The following is an 18,249-nucleotide window of genomic DNA, read 5'->3' as shown; positions in this document are numbered from 1 at the left end:
ATCCATCATCTCTCCCTATGAGACTATCTAAAAGTATATTGTACATGATTCGGCAGTCGATTAAAACAAACTGTTTTTCCGTATTATTATACATGTCATTTCATATTAATACAATGAGTGAATGGATGTATTTTTGTGCCTCGCATGCTCGAACAACCCGCTGTTATGGAGCAATTTCGCTGTTCCTATTCCAGCTTAAACCCTTCCCCTACTACCTCTGATGTGTTGCTGATGATGACAAATGCAGACGGGTCCACCGTTCGAACGAGCTGCTTAAGCTTTGCCACTTCCATCTGCCCCACAACGACCATCAGTACGGTCCGGCCTTCCCCACTGTAGCCGCCATGCCCATCAAGCTTCGTTAAACCGCGGTCGAGATCATAAAGGATCGTCTCCGACAATTTTTCCGGCTCGCTGCTAATAATAAAAGCGACCTTTGAAACCGGCAGTCCGCTTTGAATAATATCAATCGTTTTGCTCGTTACAAACAGCCCGACTAAAGCATACAACGCCACTTCCGGCGAAATAAGCAGACCAGCCGCGATGATGACACACCCGTCAAAAATAGCAACGGCGAGCCCAAGCGATAATCCCGTGTACCGATGCAAAATTTGCGCAGCCAAGCCGAGCCCGCCCGTCGAGCCTCCTCCGCGAAAGACGATGCCAAGTCCAAGCCCCACACCGATCCCACCATAAATAGCTGCAAGCAAAGGATTATGCGTTGGTGTTTCCCAGTGTGAAGTAAACAGAACGAATAACGGCAGCACAACGGAGCCAAGCGCCACTTTAAGCGCATAACGTTTGCCCAGCAGCCATAGCCCTACAAAAAACAAGGGAATATTTACAGCCCACTGCGTATAAGCTGGCGGAATGTCAGCAAAACGCTGGACCAAAATCGAAATGCCGGAAACGCCGCCTGAGGCAATCTCATTGGGCACCAAAAATAAATTAAAGCTTGCCGCCATTAAAAAAGAGCCCAGCAGCACCTGAAGCATGCTCCAAAAGAGCTGTTTTCCAGGGCTGAGCGGTTTCTTTATTCGTTTATTTATTACCGTCGATTTAGCTGTGTACGACCTGCGGCTGCCTTTATCATTCATTTCTTTCACCATATCAAATCCCACCCAAATTCATAAAGTCTTATGTAAAACGCTCATAAAAAAAGAAGAGTTCCACCCTTATTCGAGTCGGAACTCTTCTTAGCTTACGTCAATATGGCTTGATCCATGCGTATTCATCCATATCCTGTATCCTTATAGCCTTTTACGGCAAATGCCCAGCACTCGGGTTAGCTTATAGGAACGCAGCAATCACCAGCTGTTAGTCGTGGCGAATTTGATGGCGCAAATATCCGTTGATGAAGGCGTTCAGGTCGCCATCCATAACGGCTCCCACATTGCCCGTCTCCACCGATGTGCGATGATCCTTGACCATGCTGTACGGATGAAAAACATAGGAGCGAATTTGGCTGCCCCAGGCAATTTCCGATTGCTCGCCGCGAATTTCCGCGAGATGCTGACGCTGCTCTTCGATTTTCCGCTCATAAAGCTTGGAACGCAGCATATTCATAGCCCGCTCACGGTTCTGAATTTGCGAACGCTCCTGCTGGCAGGCAACGACGATACCCGAGGGAATATGCGTAATACGAATCGCCGATTCCGTCTTGTTGACATGCTGTCCGCCCGCCCCGCTTGCGCGGTATGTATCGACCTTCAAATCCTCGCTGCGAATTTCGATATCGATGTCATCGGTGATTTCCGGTACTACATCGCAAGATGCAAAGGACGTATGACGACGGCCTGACGCATCAAATGGTGAAATACGAACGAGGCGATGTACGCCCTTCTCCGCTTTAAGATAGCCGTAGGCGTTGTAGCCTTTGACCAAAATCGTGACGCTCTTGATGCCTGCCTCATCACCTGGCAGATAATCAAGCAGCTCGACCTTGAAGCCGCTTTTCTCCGCCCAGCGTGTATACATGCGGTACAGCATTTGGCCCCAGTCCTGCGACTCGGTGCCGCCGGCGCCAGGATGCAGCTCAACGATAGCGTTGAGCTTATCATACGGCTGGTTGAGCAGCAGCGTCAGCTCAAAGTCATTCAGCTTGCGCAGCAGCTGGGCTGTTCCTTCCAGCAGCTCAGGCTCAAGCGTCACGTCCTGCTCCTCCTCTGCCAGCTCCAGCATCGTTTGCAAATCTTCCATCTCGCCATTCAAGCGCAAATATTGATCGACGACCGATTTGACCGCATTCATTTCGGAAATCACGTTTTGCGCCTTGTCATTGTCATCCCAAAAATCAGGCGCCGTCATTTTTTCCTCATAGTTTGCGATTAGCTCATTCTTAAGATCTAAGTCAAAGAGACCCCCTGAGATCTTGGAGCCGCTTCGCTATTTCTCGCAAGTCCTGTTTCACCGTTGGTTCTATCATAGCGTACGTTTCACCTCAAATTTCTTATCTTGTCTGGTTGCCCAGCTTTTACTTGCTTTGCTTCCTGATGGCATAAACGCGCCTGCTGCGAAGCGAAGCAGCTTCTGCCGCATCTCTTTCGCACACTGGCGCGTTAAGCCTTGCCTATCCGATCAGTACCTTATTTACCGTGGCACTGCTTGTATTTCTTGCCGCTGCCGCATGGGCAATCATCATTGCGGCCAACCCGGTCCAGACGCTTCGCCGGACGTTTCTCTTGGCTTTCGCCTGGGCTGTTCGTCGTCGTCTGGCCTTGAGCTACCTCTTGGCGCTCCAGGTTGCTCTCTACGCGCGACTTCATAATATATTTGGCAACTTCCTCTTGAATCGTATCAATCATCGCTTTGAACATCTCAAAGCCCTCAAATTGGTACTCGCGAAGCGGATCTGTGCCGCCGTATGCCCGAAGGTGGATACCTTGGCGCAGCTGGTCCATTGCATCGATATGATCCATCCATTTGCTGTCAACCGCGCGGAGCGAAACGACCTTCTCGAATTCACGCATGGTTGTTTCGCCTAGCTCAGCTTCACGCTCGTCATAGTAAGCAACGACTTTGTCATAAATAAATTGTGTAATTTCCTCAATTTCTTTACCCCAAATGTTGTCTCTTGTGACGGTGCCTTCATTGAGAAGGTTGGCATCTACGTAGTCGATAATAGCTTCCAAATCCCACTCTTCCGGAATATCCTCCGTACAATGAGCTTCAACCGTGCGGCCAATAACCGCTTTAATCATTTCCATGACGATTTCACGGATGTTATCGGAAGTAAGCACGTCCAGACGCTGCTTGTAAATGACTTCGCGCTGCTGGTTCATGACATCATCATATTGGAGAACGACTTTACGCTGGTCGAAGTTGTTTCCTTCTACGCGCTTCTGAGCCGATTCTACTGCACGGGTAATCATCCGGCTTTCGATCGGTTGATCCTCTTCCAGACCAAGACGATCCATCATGGCCATAATGTTATCCGAGCCAAAACGGCGCATCAGTTCATCTTCCAGCGACAAATAAAACTGCGACGAGCCCGGATCACCTTGACGTCCTGCACGACCACGCAGCTGGTTATCGATCCGGCGGCTCTCATGGCGCTCCGTACCAATAATATGGAGGCCGCCAAAATCAGCTACGCCCTCGCCAAGCATAATGTCGGTACCGCGTCCTGCCATGTTTGTTGCAATCGTAACAGATCCGGCTTGACCGGCACGCGAAATAATTTCAGCCTCTTCCGCATGGAACTTCGCATTGAGTACTTTATGTCCAACGCCGCGGCGCTTAAGCATATCTGCCAGCTTCTCGGAATTTTCAATGGAAATCGTACCAACCAGCACGGGCTGTTTGTTCGCGTGACGAGCAACGATCTCCTCAACAACAGCATTAAACTTGCCTGTTTCCGATTTATAGACGACATCTTGAAGATCTTTACGAATCATCGAACGGTTCGTTGGAACTTGAATAACGTCCAGGCCGTAAATCCGCTTGAACTCTTCTTCCTCCGTCTTCGCCGTACCGGTCATGCCCGCAAGTTTGCGATACATCCGGAAATAGTTCTGGAACGTAATCGTCGCCAAGGTCATGCTCTCATTTTGTACTTTGAGCTGTTCCTTCGCTTCAATCGCTTGATGCAAGCCATCGCTGTATCGACGACCCGACATTAAACGTCCCGTAAACTCGTCGACGATAATAACCTCGTCATCTTGAACGACATAATCGACATCGCGCTTCATGATAACATTAGCTTTAAGCGCCTGTTGGATATGATGATTGAGCGTCACATTTTCATGATCAAAAAGATTTTCAATATGGAACGCCTTCTCAGCCTTCTCCACGCCTTCTTCCGTCAGCATAACGTTGCGCAGCTTCACATCAATCGTGTAATCCTCTTCCGCCTTCAAACGGCTCAGGAAGCGGTCCGCGGAATAATAAAGATCAGTCGACTTGGCAGCTTGTCCCGAAATAATTAGCGGTGTACGCGCCTCATCGACAAGGATGGAGTCCACTTCATCAATGATTGAGAAATAAAGCGGGCGCTGAACCATTTGTTCTTTGTAGAGAACCATGTTGTCGCGCAAGTAATCGAAGCCAAATTCATTGTTCGTACCGTACGTAATATCGCAAGCATAAGCGCTTTGCTTCTCCTCATGCGATAAGCCGTTCAAGTTGCAGCCGACCGTCATGCCGAGGAAATTGTAAAGCTGAGCCATCAGCTGGCTGTCACGGGAGGCCAAATAATCATTGACCGTTACGACGTGTACACCTTTCTCCAATAGCGCGTTCAAATATACAGGCAGTGTCGCCACGAGCGTTTTACCTTCACCGGTTCTCATCTCAGCGATTTTGCCTTCATGAAGAACGATACCGCCCATCAGCTGCACATCAAAATGACGCATGCCGAGCGTACGCTTCGAAGCTTCACGCGTAACTGCAAAAGCTTCTGGCAATATTTGATCAATCGTCTCCCCTTTAGCAAGGCGAGCTCTGAATTGTGCTGTTTTAGCTGTGAGTTCCTCATCGGACAAAGCCGATACGGTTGACTCCAGTGCATTAATTTCTTCTACTTTACGCGTGAGGCGTTTAACCTCGCGCTCGTTCGCATCACCAAATATTTTTTTCACTAATCCGAGCATGGGGCTTCCCCTTTCACCTTACGCTTGTTTGCCTTAAATTGTAACAGTTTGCAGGATGCACCGCAACGCATCACCATTATTTTCAGGTAAGAATATAATAAACCTTTCGAAAAGAAAAAAGGCGAACCGTCTATGTTTTCAACTGAGTTCATTATACATCGCGCAGAGGGCGAAATCAAAACGTCTACCTATTAAAAAACAGCATTGTCTCCTATGGATAAATGCACCATTCCAAAAAAATGAAAAAGCCTTCCCTCCCGCAGGAGGAAAGGCTTGAAATTGCAATAAATGTATAAGTACGACTGGCCTTGTATTAGCCTTGTTCAATTAATCCATATGTTCCATCATCGCGTTTGTACACGACGTTCACCTCTTCATTAATGCTATTGGCAAATACGAAAAAGTTATGGCCGACCATATTCATTTGCAAAATGGCCTCCTCCACATCCATCGGCTTAAGCAGGAATTTCTTCGTTCTTACGACTTCGAAATCCTCTTCCTCATGCTCGAGAACGCCTACGGCGGAGCCTTCTTCCCTGAATAGCGATTTCACACCGCTGTCATGGCGGAATCTACGGTTAACTTTCGTTTTGTGCTTGCGAATTTGTCTTTCCAGCTTATCCACAACTGTATCAATAGAGGCGTACATGTCGGCACTTTTTTCCTCTGCTCTCAAAAAGTTGCGGGCAATCGGAATCGTGACCTCGACAGCGTGTATGCCTTTCGTCACCGATAAGGTTACGGTTGTTTCGGAGGTAGGGGCTTCAAAATACTTCTCTAAGCGGCCGAGCTTCTTCTCGACATATTCCTTGAGTGCATCTGTCACTTGTAAATGTTGACCTCGAATGATGTATTCCATGGGGCATGCCTCCTTTACATGTTCTTATTATAACATAGTAGGGGAGGTATAGTAAAACTATTTTCTATTAATTTAGAATTTTCTAATAATTTATGTCGAAGGTTTGAACGAGCACAGATTAACAAGCACCTAGTGCCATTCGGCAAAATAAAAGCTCCGGTTGCCCGGAGCTTAAAGTTTACATATAAATGAATCCTATAGACTGGCTATTGCAGCCTGATGATTACAGTTTAGTGACGTTAGCAGCTTGTGGACCGCGTGCGCCTTCTACGATGTCAAATTCAACCGCTTGGCCTTCGTCAAGAGTTTTGAAGCCTTCTGTTTGAATAGCCGAGAAGTGAACGAATACGTCGCCGCCTTGATCAGTTTCGATAAATCCATAACCCTTCTCCGCGTTAAACCATTTAACTTTACCTTGCATGCATAAACAGTCCCTTCATCTTCAAATACTGTGAAACACCTTACTCATGTGGCCCACAATTTGACTATAACACCGCGTTATTAGAATTGTCAAACAATTTATTGTAAGCGAATACATTGTTGTTGTGTAGGCTATTTTCTGTCCTAAGAACCGAACAACCCTTCAAAGTACCTGCGCCTGCTTTTACAATATGAAGAATCGAGTATTTATCCATATTGCCATCACCAGTGAGTTACCTTACGGCATAATATTGTTTATATATTTTCAACACGGCTGTTATTACATCTGCTACATCCTGCTCATTCATCCTTGGAAACAATGGAAGTGTAATGCAGGTTTGATAATACGTCTCCGCTTCGGGGCAATGCACTACCTTATTAACCTTATTCTTATAAAATGGCTGGTGGTACACAGGGATATAATGAACGTTAACCCCAATATTATTTTCCCTAAATGCCTCAAAAATCTCCCTGCGATCAGCCGTAAACTTGCCCTGCTCAAAGCGGATCATATATAAGTGCCAGCTGGAGTCGCTTTTCTCGTGCTGGAACGGCAGGACTAACCCATCCAAGCCGGATAGAGCCTCGTTATAAGCCGCGGCAATCTCCCGTCTGCGATCTACAAAATGGTCGAGCTTGCCCATTTGTGAATGGCCTAATGCTGCTTGAATATCTGTCATTCTGTAATTGAAGCCTAGCTCCGACATTTCATAATACCAGGGGCCGTCATTTTTCTGCATAACAGCAGCATCCCGTGTCATACCATGGTTTCTAAACAATAGCAGACGTTTATAATAATGCTCGTCATCGGTTACGATCATCCCGCCTTCTCCTGAAGTCACATGTTTGACAGGATGGAAACTGAACATCGTCATATGTGCCAATGAGCCTACCTTCTGCCCTGCATAAGAGGCTCCTAGAGAATGGGCGGCATCATGAATGACGACCAAATTATTTTTGCGAGCCAGTTCATTAATTCGGTCCATATCTACAGGCTGTCCTGTAAAATCCACCGGAATAATCGCCTTGGTACGGCTCGTAATTAGCCTCTCTACCTCAGCCGGGTTGATATTATAGGTATCAGGCAATATATCTGCGAAAACTGGCTTGCCTCCCATATACAATACACAATTGCTGCTGGCTATAAAGGTAATTGGCGTTGTTATAACCTCATCATCAGCACCGATGCCCGCAGCAAAACAGGCGCCATGAAGGGCCGCCGTTCCATTACAAAAAGCAACCGCATAACGAACGCCGGCGTATTCCGCTACCCGGCGCTCAAACCCCTCAATAGCTGGACCCTGAGTAATAAGCTCGCCGCGCAAAACCTGCACCACAGCCTCGATATCCTCTTCATCCAGCCACTGCTTGCCATAAGGCAGCAGCGTTTCTCTAACTGGTCCCGCATATTCCATCTGATCTGCCGCCTTTCCTAAGTTAAATCAAATCCGTTACGCGAATCCAGTCCTCTGTCCGCTTAATACCTTCTTCCAGAGTCACCTCTGGCTTCCAGCCAAGCAGCCCAAAGGCTTTGGATGAGTTGCAAAGCAGCTTCTGAATTTCACTCTGCGGATGGATATGCTCAACATGACGGATACGGGATTCATCCCCCTCCAGCACGAGCTTCGCCAATTCATTAACCGAAATGTCCCGGCCCAAGCCCGCGTTGACGATTTCTCCGTTCACTTTATCGGAATAGCCTGCTTCAACGACAAATCTCGCACAGTCCGCCACATACAGCAGGTCACGCGTCTGCGTACCTTCCCCGTATATATTCAAATCTTTGCCTGCTAGCTTGTTCTTTAAGAAAATAGCTACAACTCCGCCTTCGCCTCCGGTCTTCTGAAACGGACCATAGGTATTAAATGGACGTATAACAACCGTCGGCAAACCGTATGCATGATAATACGACAGTACCATATTTTCAGCAGCAATTTTGGCGCCTGCATAAGGCGAAGCCGGTTTGATCGGATGATGCTCTGCAATTCCGCTCTCTTCCGTACAACGGTCATAAACCATGCAGGTGCTCATAAATACGACTTTGACATTATGCTTACGAGCCCGCTCCAGCACATGAAAGGTTCCAATTGTATCATTGTTGAAGGTAGTGCGAGGATCATCTATAGAATCCTGTACATTTATAGATGCGCCTAGATGATAGCAAATGTCGAATTTATTTTCTTCGAAAAGCTGCTTCAGCAAAGACTCGTCGAGTATTGAACCCTCAATGAAACGCTCCAGACGCGAATGCTGGCGAAATTCCTCAATATTCGCTTCCCTGCCATTAGATAAATCATCAATAATCCATAAGTTGTGGCCATCCTCAAGCAGTTGCTTGGCTACCCATCTTCCAATAAAACCAGCTCCGCCGGTCAGCAATATATTCACAGTAGTCCTCCTAAAGGATATTCTTCTTATCCTGAAATCAAATTAAAAAGCTCTAACAAGCTTAGGTTCTTCATGACCTAGCTCTCCGTCCAAATAACGATCAACGATATCATTATTAAATGTGTTATATACCAGCCTTAAATGCTGTGGAGCCCAATCTTTCGATGTAAACAGCTTGCCGCTGGATCGCTGCGGAATTGCTTTAAACGATTGACCTTCACCCATCTTATTAAAAAGTTGGATGAGATCCTCGGCAGCCTGCTTAACCGCATTACAGGCAACATCATGCAGACCTTCCCCCCGGTGCAGCTCAGGCACAGAATGATGAATGACGGCTCCCCCATCCAATTGGGAAGTCAGTTGATGAATCGTCATACCCGCCCAGTTCGGCTTCAGGAAATAGAATGGCCAGAAAAGCGTGATGTTCCCTCGATACCAAGGAGATAAGCCACCGTGTATATTCCAGGATATTTCCGGGAAAACGCTCAGCGTCTCTTCATCAAGCTTATGAATGCCATAGCTCACTACAGCCTGGGGATTTTGCTCAATCACCCATTGTCTGGTCTCGCTGCTATTTAATTGATCTATCGTTACTTCACGCACCATAATCCCATCAAATCCGTCTAAATCTATGGCACCAAATGCCCGCTCTTCCGAACTATGACGGTCTTGAAAATGACGAATAAAATTGTTTTTGTCCAGTTTCGCCCAGCTTGGATCCGGGCTTGGAATAAATTCCTCCCGCTTCTCAATCAGCAGTGCTTGAAGCAGCCCTTCTTCATGCAATCGTTTTGCTATATGCAAATGCCTCGGGTGGGAGCCTGTCAAAAATATTAATTTCATAGGAGCAGCTTTCCTTTCTCTGTATAAGGGCCATGAATAATTCCTTTATCTTTCAATTGTTCAATGAACGGGATGATTGTGGCTATACTGCATTCACATAAGTCAGCTATCTCCGTTAACAAATGCTCACCATCCGCGTAGTTTAATAGGGTCAAAATAATGTTCAGCTGCCTACGATTGTCCATAACTTCATTCGTAGACTGAGAACGATTCACGGGTGAATTTATATCCGGATACAGCCCATGCTTGTCTAGCTTTACTTCACCATATGGGGAAAGATTTATATAATATCCTTCTGCTTCATTCAGCTTCAGCAGTTCTTCCAATTCATTCACACTACGCTGTAATGCCTCAATGGTCATAGCTTCTTTTGTATCCAATGAATTATGGTAGCCATCATACATCCCATATACTGTCCGTGCCATCTGGCCAACAGGGAGATTAAAGCCTGGTGAGCAATATTGACGCTCATCCGATCCAAAAGCTGGGGTGAAAGGCCTCGTAATGCCATTCAGCTCCTCCCGTTCAAGAAGCTGCTGCCAAATCCGATCAAGCGGGTTAGCCCCCGAACGAGAAAGCTTATAGTTTAGAGACTCTGCTCCGCCCAAACAAGTTAATACTAGACCTGCACGAACATTTTGTTTCAATTCTGTACCGAATCGATGTAAGTATGTTATACTGCCAATCGTCTCTGGCACGAAAACAAACCGATATGTATAACGGCGTTTGCTCCATTTTGCAATCCGATTATATAAACAAGCAGCAACTAGTGGCCCACTGAGCTCATTATTAGCCATCGACGGATGGCAAATATAGGTACTAATTAGCACTTCTTCATTCGTCTCTCCTTGAAGCACACAATGGGCATAGTTGAGCTCCCCAACAATATGCTCGCTATCAATGAATGCTTCGTACTCCCCTTCTTTCAATTGCTCCCGCTCTCGATGGGGCAGACAAAATCCCCAGCGCTCCTTATAGTACGAGGTAACATAGGGAACAGCCTCCGGGAGATGCGGTATGGAGAACAAGTGACTCTCCAGTTCTGCAAGTGAAAGTTTGACATGAACTGGCGTACTGTAATTGAGAATTTGCAAATTACTGCTTTTAAAATCCGCGAGCTTGCGCCCGTCCGGTGCCTTCAGCCATCCATCGCGAATGACCCATTCCTTAGGAATTTCCCAATCGAATACCTGCTTGCCTGTCGGGTCGCCAAATACTTCGAGGGGGACATACTCGGACAATATATCAATGGTCTCGCGTACCCCTTCCCCTGTAATGCTCCGGCATATTGGGAAAAGACGGTCAAACAGCTTGTCCATTGCTTCTAGTTCATTCACTTTATTCACAGCGGCTACCCTTTCTTTGTTGGTTTCCTAGAGGTTGTCCCATGAAAGCGGGGTACCCTTCTTCAAATCAGTTCGCGCCTGTTTTCCCATAATAAGCTCCATATATTTGGTGGGGAGACCTAGTCCAGGCCGAATTGCCCTTACATTTTGTTCTGTAAACATTTCTCCTGCCTTCATATCTTCTGCGATATATAAGGAGCGGCGATGTTTTTTGGAATCCTGTTCTGCCTCTGTTGCCCCGTAGAGTATGGTTCCGATAGCCTGCCATGCACGTTCAGTCTCTATAGAAAGCGCCTTAAATTCCTCCGGTTCTAAAGAAAAATCGGAATCCACACCTCCATCGGCTCGCGAAAGCGTAAAATGCTTTTCGATAACAGTAGCCCCCATTGCCACACTGGCAACTGAAACCCCTACCCCCATCGTATGATCGGACAATCCCACTTGACATTGAAAAAGCTGCTCCATATGAGGGATTGTTAATAAATTGGTGTTAGCCGGAGTCGCAGGGTACGTGCTTGTACATTTTAATAAAACAAGATTTTCGCACCCTGCTTCTCGGGCCGCTCGTACCGTCTCATCCAATTCAGCGATGGAAGCCATGCCTGTCGAAATAATGACTGGCTTGCCTGTAGCAGCCACTTTGCGAATAAGGGGAATGTCTGTATTTTCAAACGATGCAATTTTATAGGCTGGGACATTCAACTGTTCTAGAAAATCCACAGCACTCGCATCGAAAGGTGTACTGAAAGCAATCATGCCGCGCTCACGACAACGATCAAAAATCGGCTTATGCCATTCCCATGGTGTATAGGCTTCTTGATAAAGCTTATATAGAGATGTTCCCTGCCACAAATTTTCTGGGCTCGAAATAAAAAAATCACCTTCATGAATGTCTAGCGTCATGGTATCAGCCGTATAGGTTTGCAGCTTGAGTGCATCTGCACCTGCATCTGCCGCAGCATCTACGATAGCCAACGCGCGCTCAAGTGATTGATTATGATTGCCTGACATCTCAGCAATCAAAAAGGGCTTATTTTTTTTCCCAATCATACGGTCTAAAATGTTAATGTCCTTCATTACGCAATCATTCCTCCGTTATAACCTTAATTACTCTGCTCTGCATTTGGCCAGGCTGGCTATCCATTAATTCCAATGCTCTGGCACCCAGAGAACCTAATGAGTAGGCTGAATTCAAAACTTTATTCATTATATCGGCATAATGCCCTGAATTTATTTGTTCATGCGAGCCCATATCGATAATAGCACCCAGTTGGCCAGCCAAGCTGACGGTATCAACCTGATTTTCGGCTACAACGACAACCGCTGAAGGGAGACCTAAATAACAACGCTCCCACATAGCCACTCCGCCCGCTCCAAGAGCAAAATCAGCCTTTGCTATCAGCTCTGCCATATATTCGATTTGAATATGTAACGTAACATCTGCCATATCACTGCAAAGCTGTATTATTTCCTCCAGGCGAGAATTTGCTGTGCCGACTACAACATCAGTATGAAAAAGTTTTTTATTGCTTGAGGCTGGAGATGCTAGAACTTTTAATGCGTTCAGTGCCTTGACTGTTTCATGAGTTGGATCGCTGCCGCCAAAAAAAATCAGGAGTCGATTGAATTCTTCCCCCCTTTGTCTCAAAGAGGCCCTTTGCTCATAAAATGAAGGTCTTAACAGCAAATAGGCAGGGCCGAGCAGCAGCCTACAGTCGTCTGGAACCAAATTCCGGTAACGGCTATTTTGATCTCGCGTTAAATTCTGATCCAAGAGGATATGTGCCAAATGTCGGCGATTAGCCAAATCATCAATCACCATTAGCTGTCCCACATGCGGCCTTACTCTTTCTTCCCAAAACGCATCAAGTGCATAATGATCAACAATGAGTAACTTTGGCTTCTCCGCCAAACATGATTGGATCGTATATTCAGCATCCTCCTGAATTCCATCCCGGTCCGTTCGATTTAAAGAATCCGACGAGTGAATCATTGTACAACGATGCCCTCGCTGAATGATATAGTCTTGAAGATTGCCTTCCAACATCCGGCTAATGAATAAAACGCTATATCCGCAAGCGGCCAGCTCGTCCGCAAGGGATAAGCAGCGCATAATATGTCCTGTTCCTATGGCTTGTGAAGCATCTGCTCTTACGATGACAGCCGCTCCCATTATACAACCGGCTTTTGCTCAATATGAGCATTTAATCGGGCTATATCCGGATTATCTAATAAATAACGTACAACATTAGCTGAATCCACTTCCATATCGCCCTTAAATGCCTCTGCAACCGCACAGCATAAGTCATAATCCTCAGCCGTATCAAGTGTAATTCTCAACTCTGGATGCCTCAGTTCTTCTGGCACTTGAATGATCGTGCTTGAGAATTGCTCAGCATATTCATATGCATAATAAGTCACATGTTCCCGGTGGCGTTCCTCGGTCAGGGCATGCTTGATTCTCGTCAAAGCCTCATAAGAAATCATCTCGACTGCCAGCCCTCTAGGAAGCAATCCTTCCAAAAGCGCAATATCAGAAGCCTGCTCCTGCATAGCCGCCACAATATGATTGGCGAGTTGATAATCAACAAACGGACAGTCCGAAGTAACTCGAATAATATAATCAGGTTTATACAGACCAGCGCAATCGTAATATCGGGATAGTACATTTAGCTCTGAGCCTCTGAAACAAGCAACTCCATTGTCCGCACACCAGCTTGCAATCGCATCATCCCCAGGCAATACAGATGTGGCTACAATAACCTCTCGAACAGAGTTAATCTTCCTGCTTCGGTTCACAACATAATTGAGAACAGAATCACCATTTAGCGGCAGCAATATTTTCCCTGGGAGTCGCGATGAGCCCATTCTAGCCTGTATAATAACAATTATATTCATGAACCTATTCCTCCTACTCATTAACGGCTTCCATAAGTATAACGTTTCTCAATTTTGATATATAAGCTATATGTATTTTTATCGGTCAACTGAGCCGTTCCGAATAGAGTAAATTCCCTTACTATTATAATATGCTATAATTGTTCCTAAAATTATGAAACGATTAAGCATTAGCCCAACACATGCAATAGAACAGAAAGGTGAGCCTAATGATTGAATTTATTAAGATGAAGGAAGAACACCTTGAGTTGGTATTGAGATGGAGAACTAGTGAGCATGTAACAAAGTTTATGTTTACCGATATTGCTTACAACCTTGATAAGCACAGGAAATGGTTTCAAAAAATAACCGCTTCCTCTACCGATATGTATTGGATGATTTCTATTAAAAACACCCTTGTCGGTCTTGTATCCCTAAATGGAATTGATTGGACCAATAAACGCGCCTACTGGGGCTACTACATTGGTGAGCCTAACTATGGCATAAGTGGAGCGTTGATTCCGCCCTATATTTATCATTATGTTTTCAATGAATTAGAGCTACAAAAATTGAATGCCGAAGTCATGGAAGGAAATCATAATATCATCAAGATACATATGATGCACGGATATAGAGAGATTGGGCATTATCGTGACCATATTTTTAAATACAATAAGTTTCATAATGTTTATGCGTTGGAGTTGTTGAAGGAAGATTGGCTCATTAAAGCTAAGGGCAAATCCTATGCAACTACTTTCGAAAAATACTAGCTTGTGAAGAGGAATACAATATCATTGCGTAAAAAAACAGGGAAGCAACTTCCTTCCCTGTTTCCTACAATGGCTTCACAAGCACCATCTAAGTGGTCCTATTAAAGGTTCATTTTTCTGAATTGAGCACTTTCTATAATACGTTCCGTAAATTTAAGTGCTGCCGTGCTGTCATTTAATAATGATAAATTTTTTGATGCATCCTGATAGTTGAGATTCAGACTCATGCTTTGCATCAGATATTCCTTCGCCTTCTCAATATCATTAAACAACTCAATCACAAGTACAGCCATATTGTTCAAGCCAGAAGGCTCCTGACCGTTCAAGTTCATTGCTTCTTTTAAATATGAATAGCATGTTTGCTTATCTGATTCTTTATAGGCCACAACTGAACTATAAAAATAATACTCATAAGCCTGTCTCTTCGTGGGCAACTGATCTGGGGAGACTTTCAGCAAGTACTGTGCAGCCACAGAAATCCCACCTCTAAATAATTCAAAAATGCTAATACTCAGATATACTTCACTTTGTATAAATCCCTGATTATTAAAAATTTCGATAAAACGATTAGATTTGTAATTGGCCAGAGTACGTGTAACATTCTTTTTCATGACTCCGTGCTGATTTGAAAAGTTATTCTCGTGCATCCGGTATTTGACTAACTCCTCTTGTATGATCCCTATGCTATAACCTGAAAGGATATACTCTAAAGCAATTTGGTAGTCATCAGAGTGTTGAAGAAAATGTTCAGCGCGATAAATTTCAGGGGTGTTTTTCAATGCCATTGCTGCTCCAAGACAGTAGTTCCTTTTAAGCTGCTCCAATGTAATATTTGAATCATTAAGATAGTCCGGAAACACATACCGTGCTCCCGTTTCCTCGGATTCATTATTAATGATAATTGCAGTTGACATAACGATACCAATTTCACTAGACTCATTAAATTTATCCAAAACCGCCTTTGCGCGATTTGGCAAAGTAATATCATCTGCCGCTGCGAAAATAATATACATTCCTGTACAATGATCCAACCCTGTTTTTGTTGCTTGTGGAATGCCTTGATTGACATAGTGCTTAGCAATAATAAAACGATCATCACCGCTTGCGAAAGTATTGTAGATATCTGCAGATGTATCCGTACTCCCATCATCAACAATAACAAACTCCAAATTGGGATAGTCAATCGAAAGTACACTTTCAATGGCTTCCTTGATAAAATCTTCATTATTATACACGGTCATCATTACGGAAATTTTCACTACGTTGTTACTATCCAACTTCGTACTCCCTTCTAGTAATACTGGCCCTGAAATTCAAAATCATTTTCTTCTAACCAAACATATATTTCTTTATAGAATGAGCTCATTACAGCTATAAAGATATCATTTTTATTTTCAAGCAATAGCTGTTCTGGCAAGTAGACGTTTTTCCCGTATACCCTTGTATTTTCACCCTGTGCCTTTGAATCAACAAAATATGCTATTTCATAATGTAGAAAGTCTTTATATTTCTCAAAAAAACTTCCCGTACCCCAAATAATAAGCTTCTTGCCGTTTATAAGGGGATTATAATCATAGTATTGTAACACTCTTCTTGTCCATTCAATAATCGCAACAAATTTTTCTCTTTCTTCCCGATTATTAAAAAAATTCGTTCTATCATACTTAAGTAGCATCTTATCGAGACTGGAGAGCATGACATCGGGATTCAATCCAGCGTGCTCTCCGTGAAAACGATGCAAAGCTAAAATCTCTTCTATGTAACCAAATTTATATTTTTTAGAGAAACGTAAATATATATCCATATCTTCACATAGAAGATCTTCGTCATAGCAGCCTAGTTCTTCAAAGCACTCTTTCCTAAACAGAACTGTCCAAGTTGACATTTCAGGAAGCATTTCAAGTAAATTATTATAAATATCTCCAGATTTAAAATCACAAATTTTAGAAAATCTATATTTTTCCTCAAAAACGATATTATCTAATAAGGTTTCTTTTGTGTGAACATGATAACCATCACCATACGCTATATGGAACTCACGGTTATCATCCAGAAAGTTTACCAAAGTTGATATAGCATCAGGCATAAGAATATCGTCTGAACCAAATGTTTTTATATAGTTTCCTTCGGCCATCTTTATGCCTTTATTAAAGTTAACACTGATACCTTCATTTTCTTTATTCTGATATATAAATCTCTCGAACCTCTCGTCCAGTTCTTCATAGATTTCCATTATTTTTTCATGGGTTTGATCTGATGAGCCATCATTAAATAAAATCAGTTCAATATTAGGATAAGTTTGCTTAATAAAACTTTTTAAACAGCACTGAACATAATCTTGATGATTATATGCAGAAATAATAACAGATACTAGCTTAGATTCTTCGCCCACTTACTAATTCCCCCGTTTATAAATATTTAACAAAAACTTTTCTTGTGAAGGTTTCGAACAAGTCCATGCCATCCCATATTGGCGTAAATTCTAAAGCACTGCCTACAGGTACTATTCGATCAATTGCTCTTCTGCATGCTAGGTAGGCTAATTTATCTATTTGCTCTTTATTTAAACCGTAATATGATAGAGTCTGGTCTTTGTCTTCAAACGAACTTGCAAGACTATCTAAGTCTCTCAGTTCTTTTTGTAGAAATAACCCCAGTCCGGTATGTAAAGCTTTCACTTGGTTGTTGACAACGTTTAAATCAATAATAGCGGCTATATCATTATGTTCTAACAAATCCACATTCCCTACGTCTTCACTCGCAGAATAAATAAAGGAACTTGTCATTCTTTTAATTAAATCTGCTGGATTATATGGACTTTGCTTCTCCTCAAATGCCACTTTATAATACATCCAGAATCGTTCCTTGGCTTCCCTAACATCTTCTTCAGTACCAACCCAATAAATAAGCCTAGGTGATGAGCAAGCTTGCTGCCCAAATAAAGTGACATCATTCATAAACTTTGCTACAAACGATCTTAACTCACCCTGATCTGCCGAAAGAATGCCCGAAGCAAGGAATACCGCACTGGAAAATCTGTCGGCGAAGGCAACCTCTGTTGCTAGGGGATTCAAAGGAATGGATCTAATAGCCTGAATCGTCTGATCTCCACCCCATATTACTCTTATATGGCAGCATTCTGATAGTTTTCTCGAAATCTCTTCCGAATGATCATATCTTATTATACATAAACGGGAAGCTATTTCTATGAAGTCCTCTTTTTTTAGAATAGCTACAATACCCTCCACTAATAATTCCAATACTTCGCTTCTTCTCGAGGAAAGTCTAATAATATTGGAATTACCACTAAGTAGAGAAATAATAAATGAATATACAAATATGGTATCGACGTTAGCTGGAGCAAAATGAAGTGCAGTACCTCTACCCTTATAGATTAGGTTAGTATTTCGTAATTCCAATTCTTCTTTTAACTTCATAAGATTTGAGCGCCTGAGCCAATACCCAAGTGCAACCATTTCTGGATATTTCCTAAATGATTTATCTTGTAATAGCTGTCGAGATAGCTCTACAGCAAACCCTATTACAGTTGAATCAAAGGGTATTAAGGTGTCCTTAGAAAAAACTTCTTGTATCTTACCTACCCATTCTTCCGACGAGCTTTCGGGATGTATGAAATCCATCTTTAGTCTCCTATT

16 protein-coding genes are annotated in these 18,249 nt (G+C 43.7%); 1 reads left to right on the top strand and 15 read right to left on the bottom strand.

What is annotated here, in order from left to right; translation table 11 throughout:
• Window positions 1-185 precede the first annotated feature (185 nt).
• The 12 genes from ACSR9A_RS07390 to ACSR9A_RS07335 form a co-directional block, all read right to left on the bottom strand.
• A complete protein-coding gene (locus ACSR9A_RS07390; RefSeq protein WP_473756454.1) occupies window positions 186-1,109 on the bottom strand; it encodes a YitT family protein in 924 nt (307 codons plus the stop codon).
• 208 nt (window positions 1,110-1,317) lie between these two features.
• Window positions 1,318-2,425, bottom strand: a protein-coding gene (prfB, locus tag ACSR9A_RS07385; RefSeq protein WP_473756453.1) for a peptide chain release factor 2 whose coding sequence is annotated in 2 segments (ribosomal slippage) — window positions 1,318-2,352 and window positions 2,354-2,425 — 1,107 coding nt in all. Because the reading frame shifts where the segments join, the coding sequence is not laid out codon by codon here.
• 160 nt (window positions 2,426-2,585) lie between these two features.
• Window positions 2,586-5,090 carry a preprotein translocase subunit SecA gene (gene secA / locus ACSR9A_RS07380; protein ID WP_473756452.1) on the bottom strand — a complete coding sequence of 835 codons (2,505 nt, stop codon included), beginning with the start codon at window positions 5,088-5,090 and terminating at the stop codon, window positions 2,586-2,588.
• A gap of 313 nt (window positions 5,091-5,403) precedes the next feature.
• Complete coding sequence (gene hpf, locus ACSR9A_RS07375; RefSeq protein ID WP_046229713.1) at window positions 5,404-5,949, bottom strand: ribosome hibernation-promoting factor, HPF/YfiA family; 546 nt, start codon at window positions 5,947-5,949, stop codon at window positions 5,404-5,406.
• Between the two features lie 223 nt (window positions 5,950-6,172).
• Window positions 6,173-6,370: a cold shock domain-containing protein gene (locus tag ACSR9A_RS07370; protein ID WP_056036940.1), complete on the bottom strand. Its 198-nt coding sequence runs from the start codon at window positions 6,368-6,370 to the stop codon at window positions 6,173-6,175.
• A 232-nt stretch (window positions 6,371-6,602) separates the two neighbouring features.
• Window positions 6,603-7,784 (bottom strand): UDP-4-amino-4,6-dideoxy-N-acetyl-beta-L-altrosamine transaminase, encoded by a 1,182-nt coding sequence (gene pseC / locus ACSR9A_RS07365; protein WP_473756451.1) that lies wholly within the window; start codon window positions 7,782-7,784, stop codon window positions 6,603-6,605.
• A gap of 22 nt (window positions 7,785-7,806) precedes the next feature.
• Entirely contained in the window at window positions 7,807-8,757 is a 951-nt protein-coding gene (locus tag ACSR9A_RS07360; RefSeq protein ID WP_473756450.1) for a dTDP-glucose 4,6-dehydratase, read from the bottom strand.
• 42 nt (window positions 8,758-8,799) lie between these two features.
• Window positions 8,800-9,600: a formyl transferase gene (locus ACSR9A_RS07355; RefSeq protein WP_473756449.1), complete on the bottom strand. Its 801-nt coding sequence runs from the start codon at window positions 9,598-9,600 to the stop codon at window positions 8,800-8,802.
• Entirely contained in the window at window positions 9,597-10,946 is a 1,350-nt protein-coding gene (locus ACSR9A_RS07350) for a DUF4910 domain-containing protein (protein WP_473756448.1), read from the bottom strand. The genes ACSR9A_RS07355 and ACSR9A_RS07350 overlap by 4 nt, the downstream gene beginning before the upstream one ends.
• 27 nt (window positions 10,947-10,973) lie before the next feature.
• Window positions 10,974-12,023, bottom strand: a complete 1,050-nt coding sequence (gene pseI, locus ACSR9A_RS07345) for a pseudaminic acid synthase (RefSeq protein WP_473756447.1) — start codon at window positions 12,021-12,023, stop codon at window positions 10,974-10,976.
• 7 nt (window positions 12,024-12,030) lie between these two features.
• A complete protein-coding gene (gene pseG / locus ACSR9A_RS07340; protein WP_473756446.1) occupies window positions 12,031-13,119 on the bottom strand; it encodes a UDP-2,4-diacetamido-2,4,6-trideoxy-beta-L-altropyranose hydrolase in 1,089 nt (362 codons plus the stop codon).
• On the bottom strand, window positions 13,119-13,844 hold the full coding sequence (locus ACSR9A_RS07335) for a cytidylyltransferase domain-containing protein (protein WP_473756445.1): 726 nt from the start codon (window positions 13,842-13,844) through the stop codon (window positions 13,119-13,121). The genes pseG and ACSR9A_RS07335 overlap by 1 nt, the downstream gene beginning before the upstream one ends.
• 209 nt (window positions 13,845-14,053) lie before the next feature.
• Here ACSR9A_RS07335 and pseH point away from each other — a divergent pair, with 209 nt between their 5' ends.
• Window positions 14,054-14,593, top strand: a complete 540-nt coding sequence (gene pseH, locus ACSR9A_RS07330) for a UDP-4-amino-4,6-dideoxy-N-acetyl-beta-L-altrosamine N-acetyltransferase (RefSeq protein WP_473756443.1) — start codon at window positions 14,054-14,056, stop codon at window positions 14,591-14,593.
• Between the two features lie 101 nt (window positions 14,594-14,694).
• On the opposite strand, the gene ACSR9A_RS07325 is transcribed toward pseH, so the two are convergent.
• Genes ACSR9A_RS07325 through ACSR9A_RS07315 form a run of 3 tightly spaced genes read right to left on the bottom strand, consistent with a single transcriptional unit; the run spans window position 14,695 to window position 18,234 of the window.
• Entirely contained in the window at window positions 14,695-15,870 is a 1,176-nt protein-coding gene (locus ACSR9A_RS07325) for a glycosyltransferase family 2 protein (RefSeq protein WP_473756442.1), read from the bottom strand.
• A 14-nt stretch (window positions 15,871-15,884) separates the two neighbouring features.
• Window positions 15,885-16,985 carry a glycosyltransferase family 2 protein gene (locus ACSR9A_RS07320; RefSeq protein WP_473756441.1) on the bottom strand — a complete coding sequence of 367 codons (1,101 nt, stop codon included), beginning with the start codon at window positions 16,983-16,985 and terminating at the stop codon, window positions 15,885-15,887.
• A 16-nt stretch (window positions 16,986-17,001) separates the two neighbouring features.
• The gene (locus ACSR9A_RS07315) at window positions 17,002-18,234 is read right to left on the bottom strand and encodes an acyl-CoA reductase (protein ID WP_473756440.1); all 1,233 of its coding nucleotides are present in this window, start codon (window positions 18,232-18,234) and stop codon (window positions 17,002-17,004) included.
• Between the last annotated feature and the right edge of the window lie 15 nt (window positions 18,235-18,249).

The organism is Paenibacillus sp. R-74696 (assembly GCF_055814915.1).
The sequence above is the reverse complement of the archived record's forward strand: the minus strand, read 5'-3'. Positions and strand labels throughout refer to the sequence as shown.

Excerpts from the sequence above, each read along its gene's own strand:
- ACSR9A_RS07390 (WP_473756454.1), bottom strand. The coding sequence starts at position 1,109 with ATGGTGAAAGAAATGAATGATAAAGGCAGCCGCAGGTCGTACACAGCT.
- secA (WP_473756452.1), bottom strand. The coding sequence starts at position 5,090 with ATGCTCGGATTAGTGAAAAAAATATTTGGTGATGCGAACGAGCGCGAG.
- hpf (WP_046229713.1), bottom strand. The coding sequence starts at position 5,949 with ATGGAATACATCATTCGAGGTCAACATTTACAAGTGACAGATGCACTC.
- ACSR9A_RS07370 (WP_056036940.1), bottom strand. The coding sequence starts at position 6,370 with ATGCAAGGTAAAGTTAAATGGTTTAACGCGGAGAAGGGTTATGGATTT.
- pseC (WP_473756451.1), bottom strand. The coding sequence starts at position 7,784 with ATGGAATATGCGGGACCAGTTAGAGAAACGCTGCTGCCTTATGGCAAG.
- ACSR9A_RS07355 (WP_473756449.1), bottom strand. The coding sequence starts at position 9,600 with ATGAAATTAATATTTTTGACAGGCTCCCACCCGAGGCATTTGCATATA.
- pseI (WP_473756447.1), bottom strand. The coding sequence starts at position 12,023 with ATGAAGGACATTAACATTTTAGACCGTATGATTGGGAAAAAAAATAAG.
- pseG (WP_473756446.1), bottom strand. The coding sequence starts at position 13,119 with ATGGGAGCGGCTGTCATCGTAAGAGCAGATGCTTCACAAGCCATAGGA.
- ACSR9A_RS07335 (WP_473756445.1), bottom strand. The coding sequence starts at position 13,844 with ATGAATATAATTGTTATTATACAGGCTAGAATGGGCTCATCGCGACTC.
- pseH (WP_473756443.1), top strand. The coding sequence starts at position 14,054 with ATGATTGAATTTATTAAGATGAAGGAAGAACACCTTGAGTTGGTATTG.
- ACSR9A_RS07315 (WP_473756440.1), bottom strand. The coding sequence starts at position 18,234 with ATGGATTTCATACATCCCGAAAGCTCGTCGGAAGAATGGGTAGGTAAG.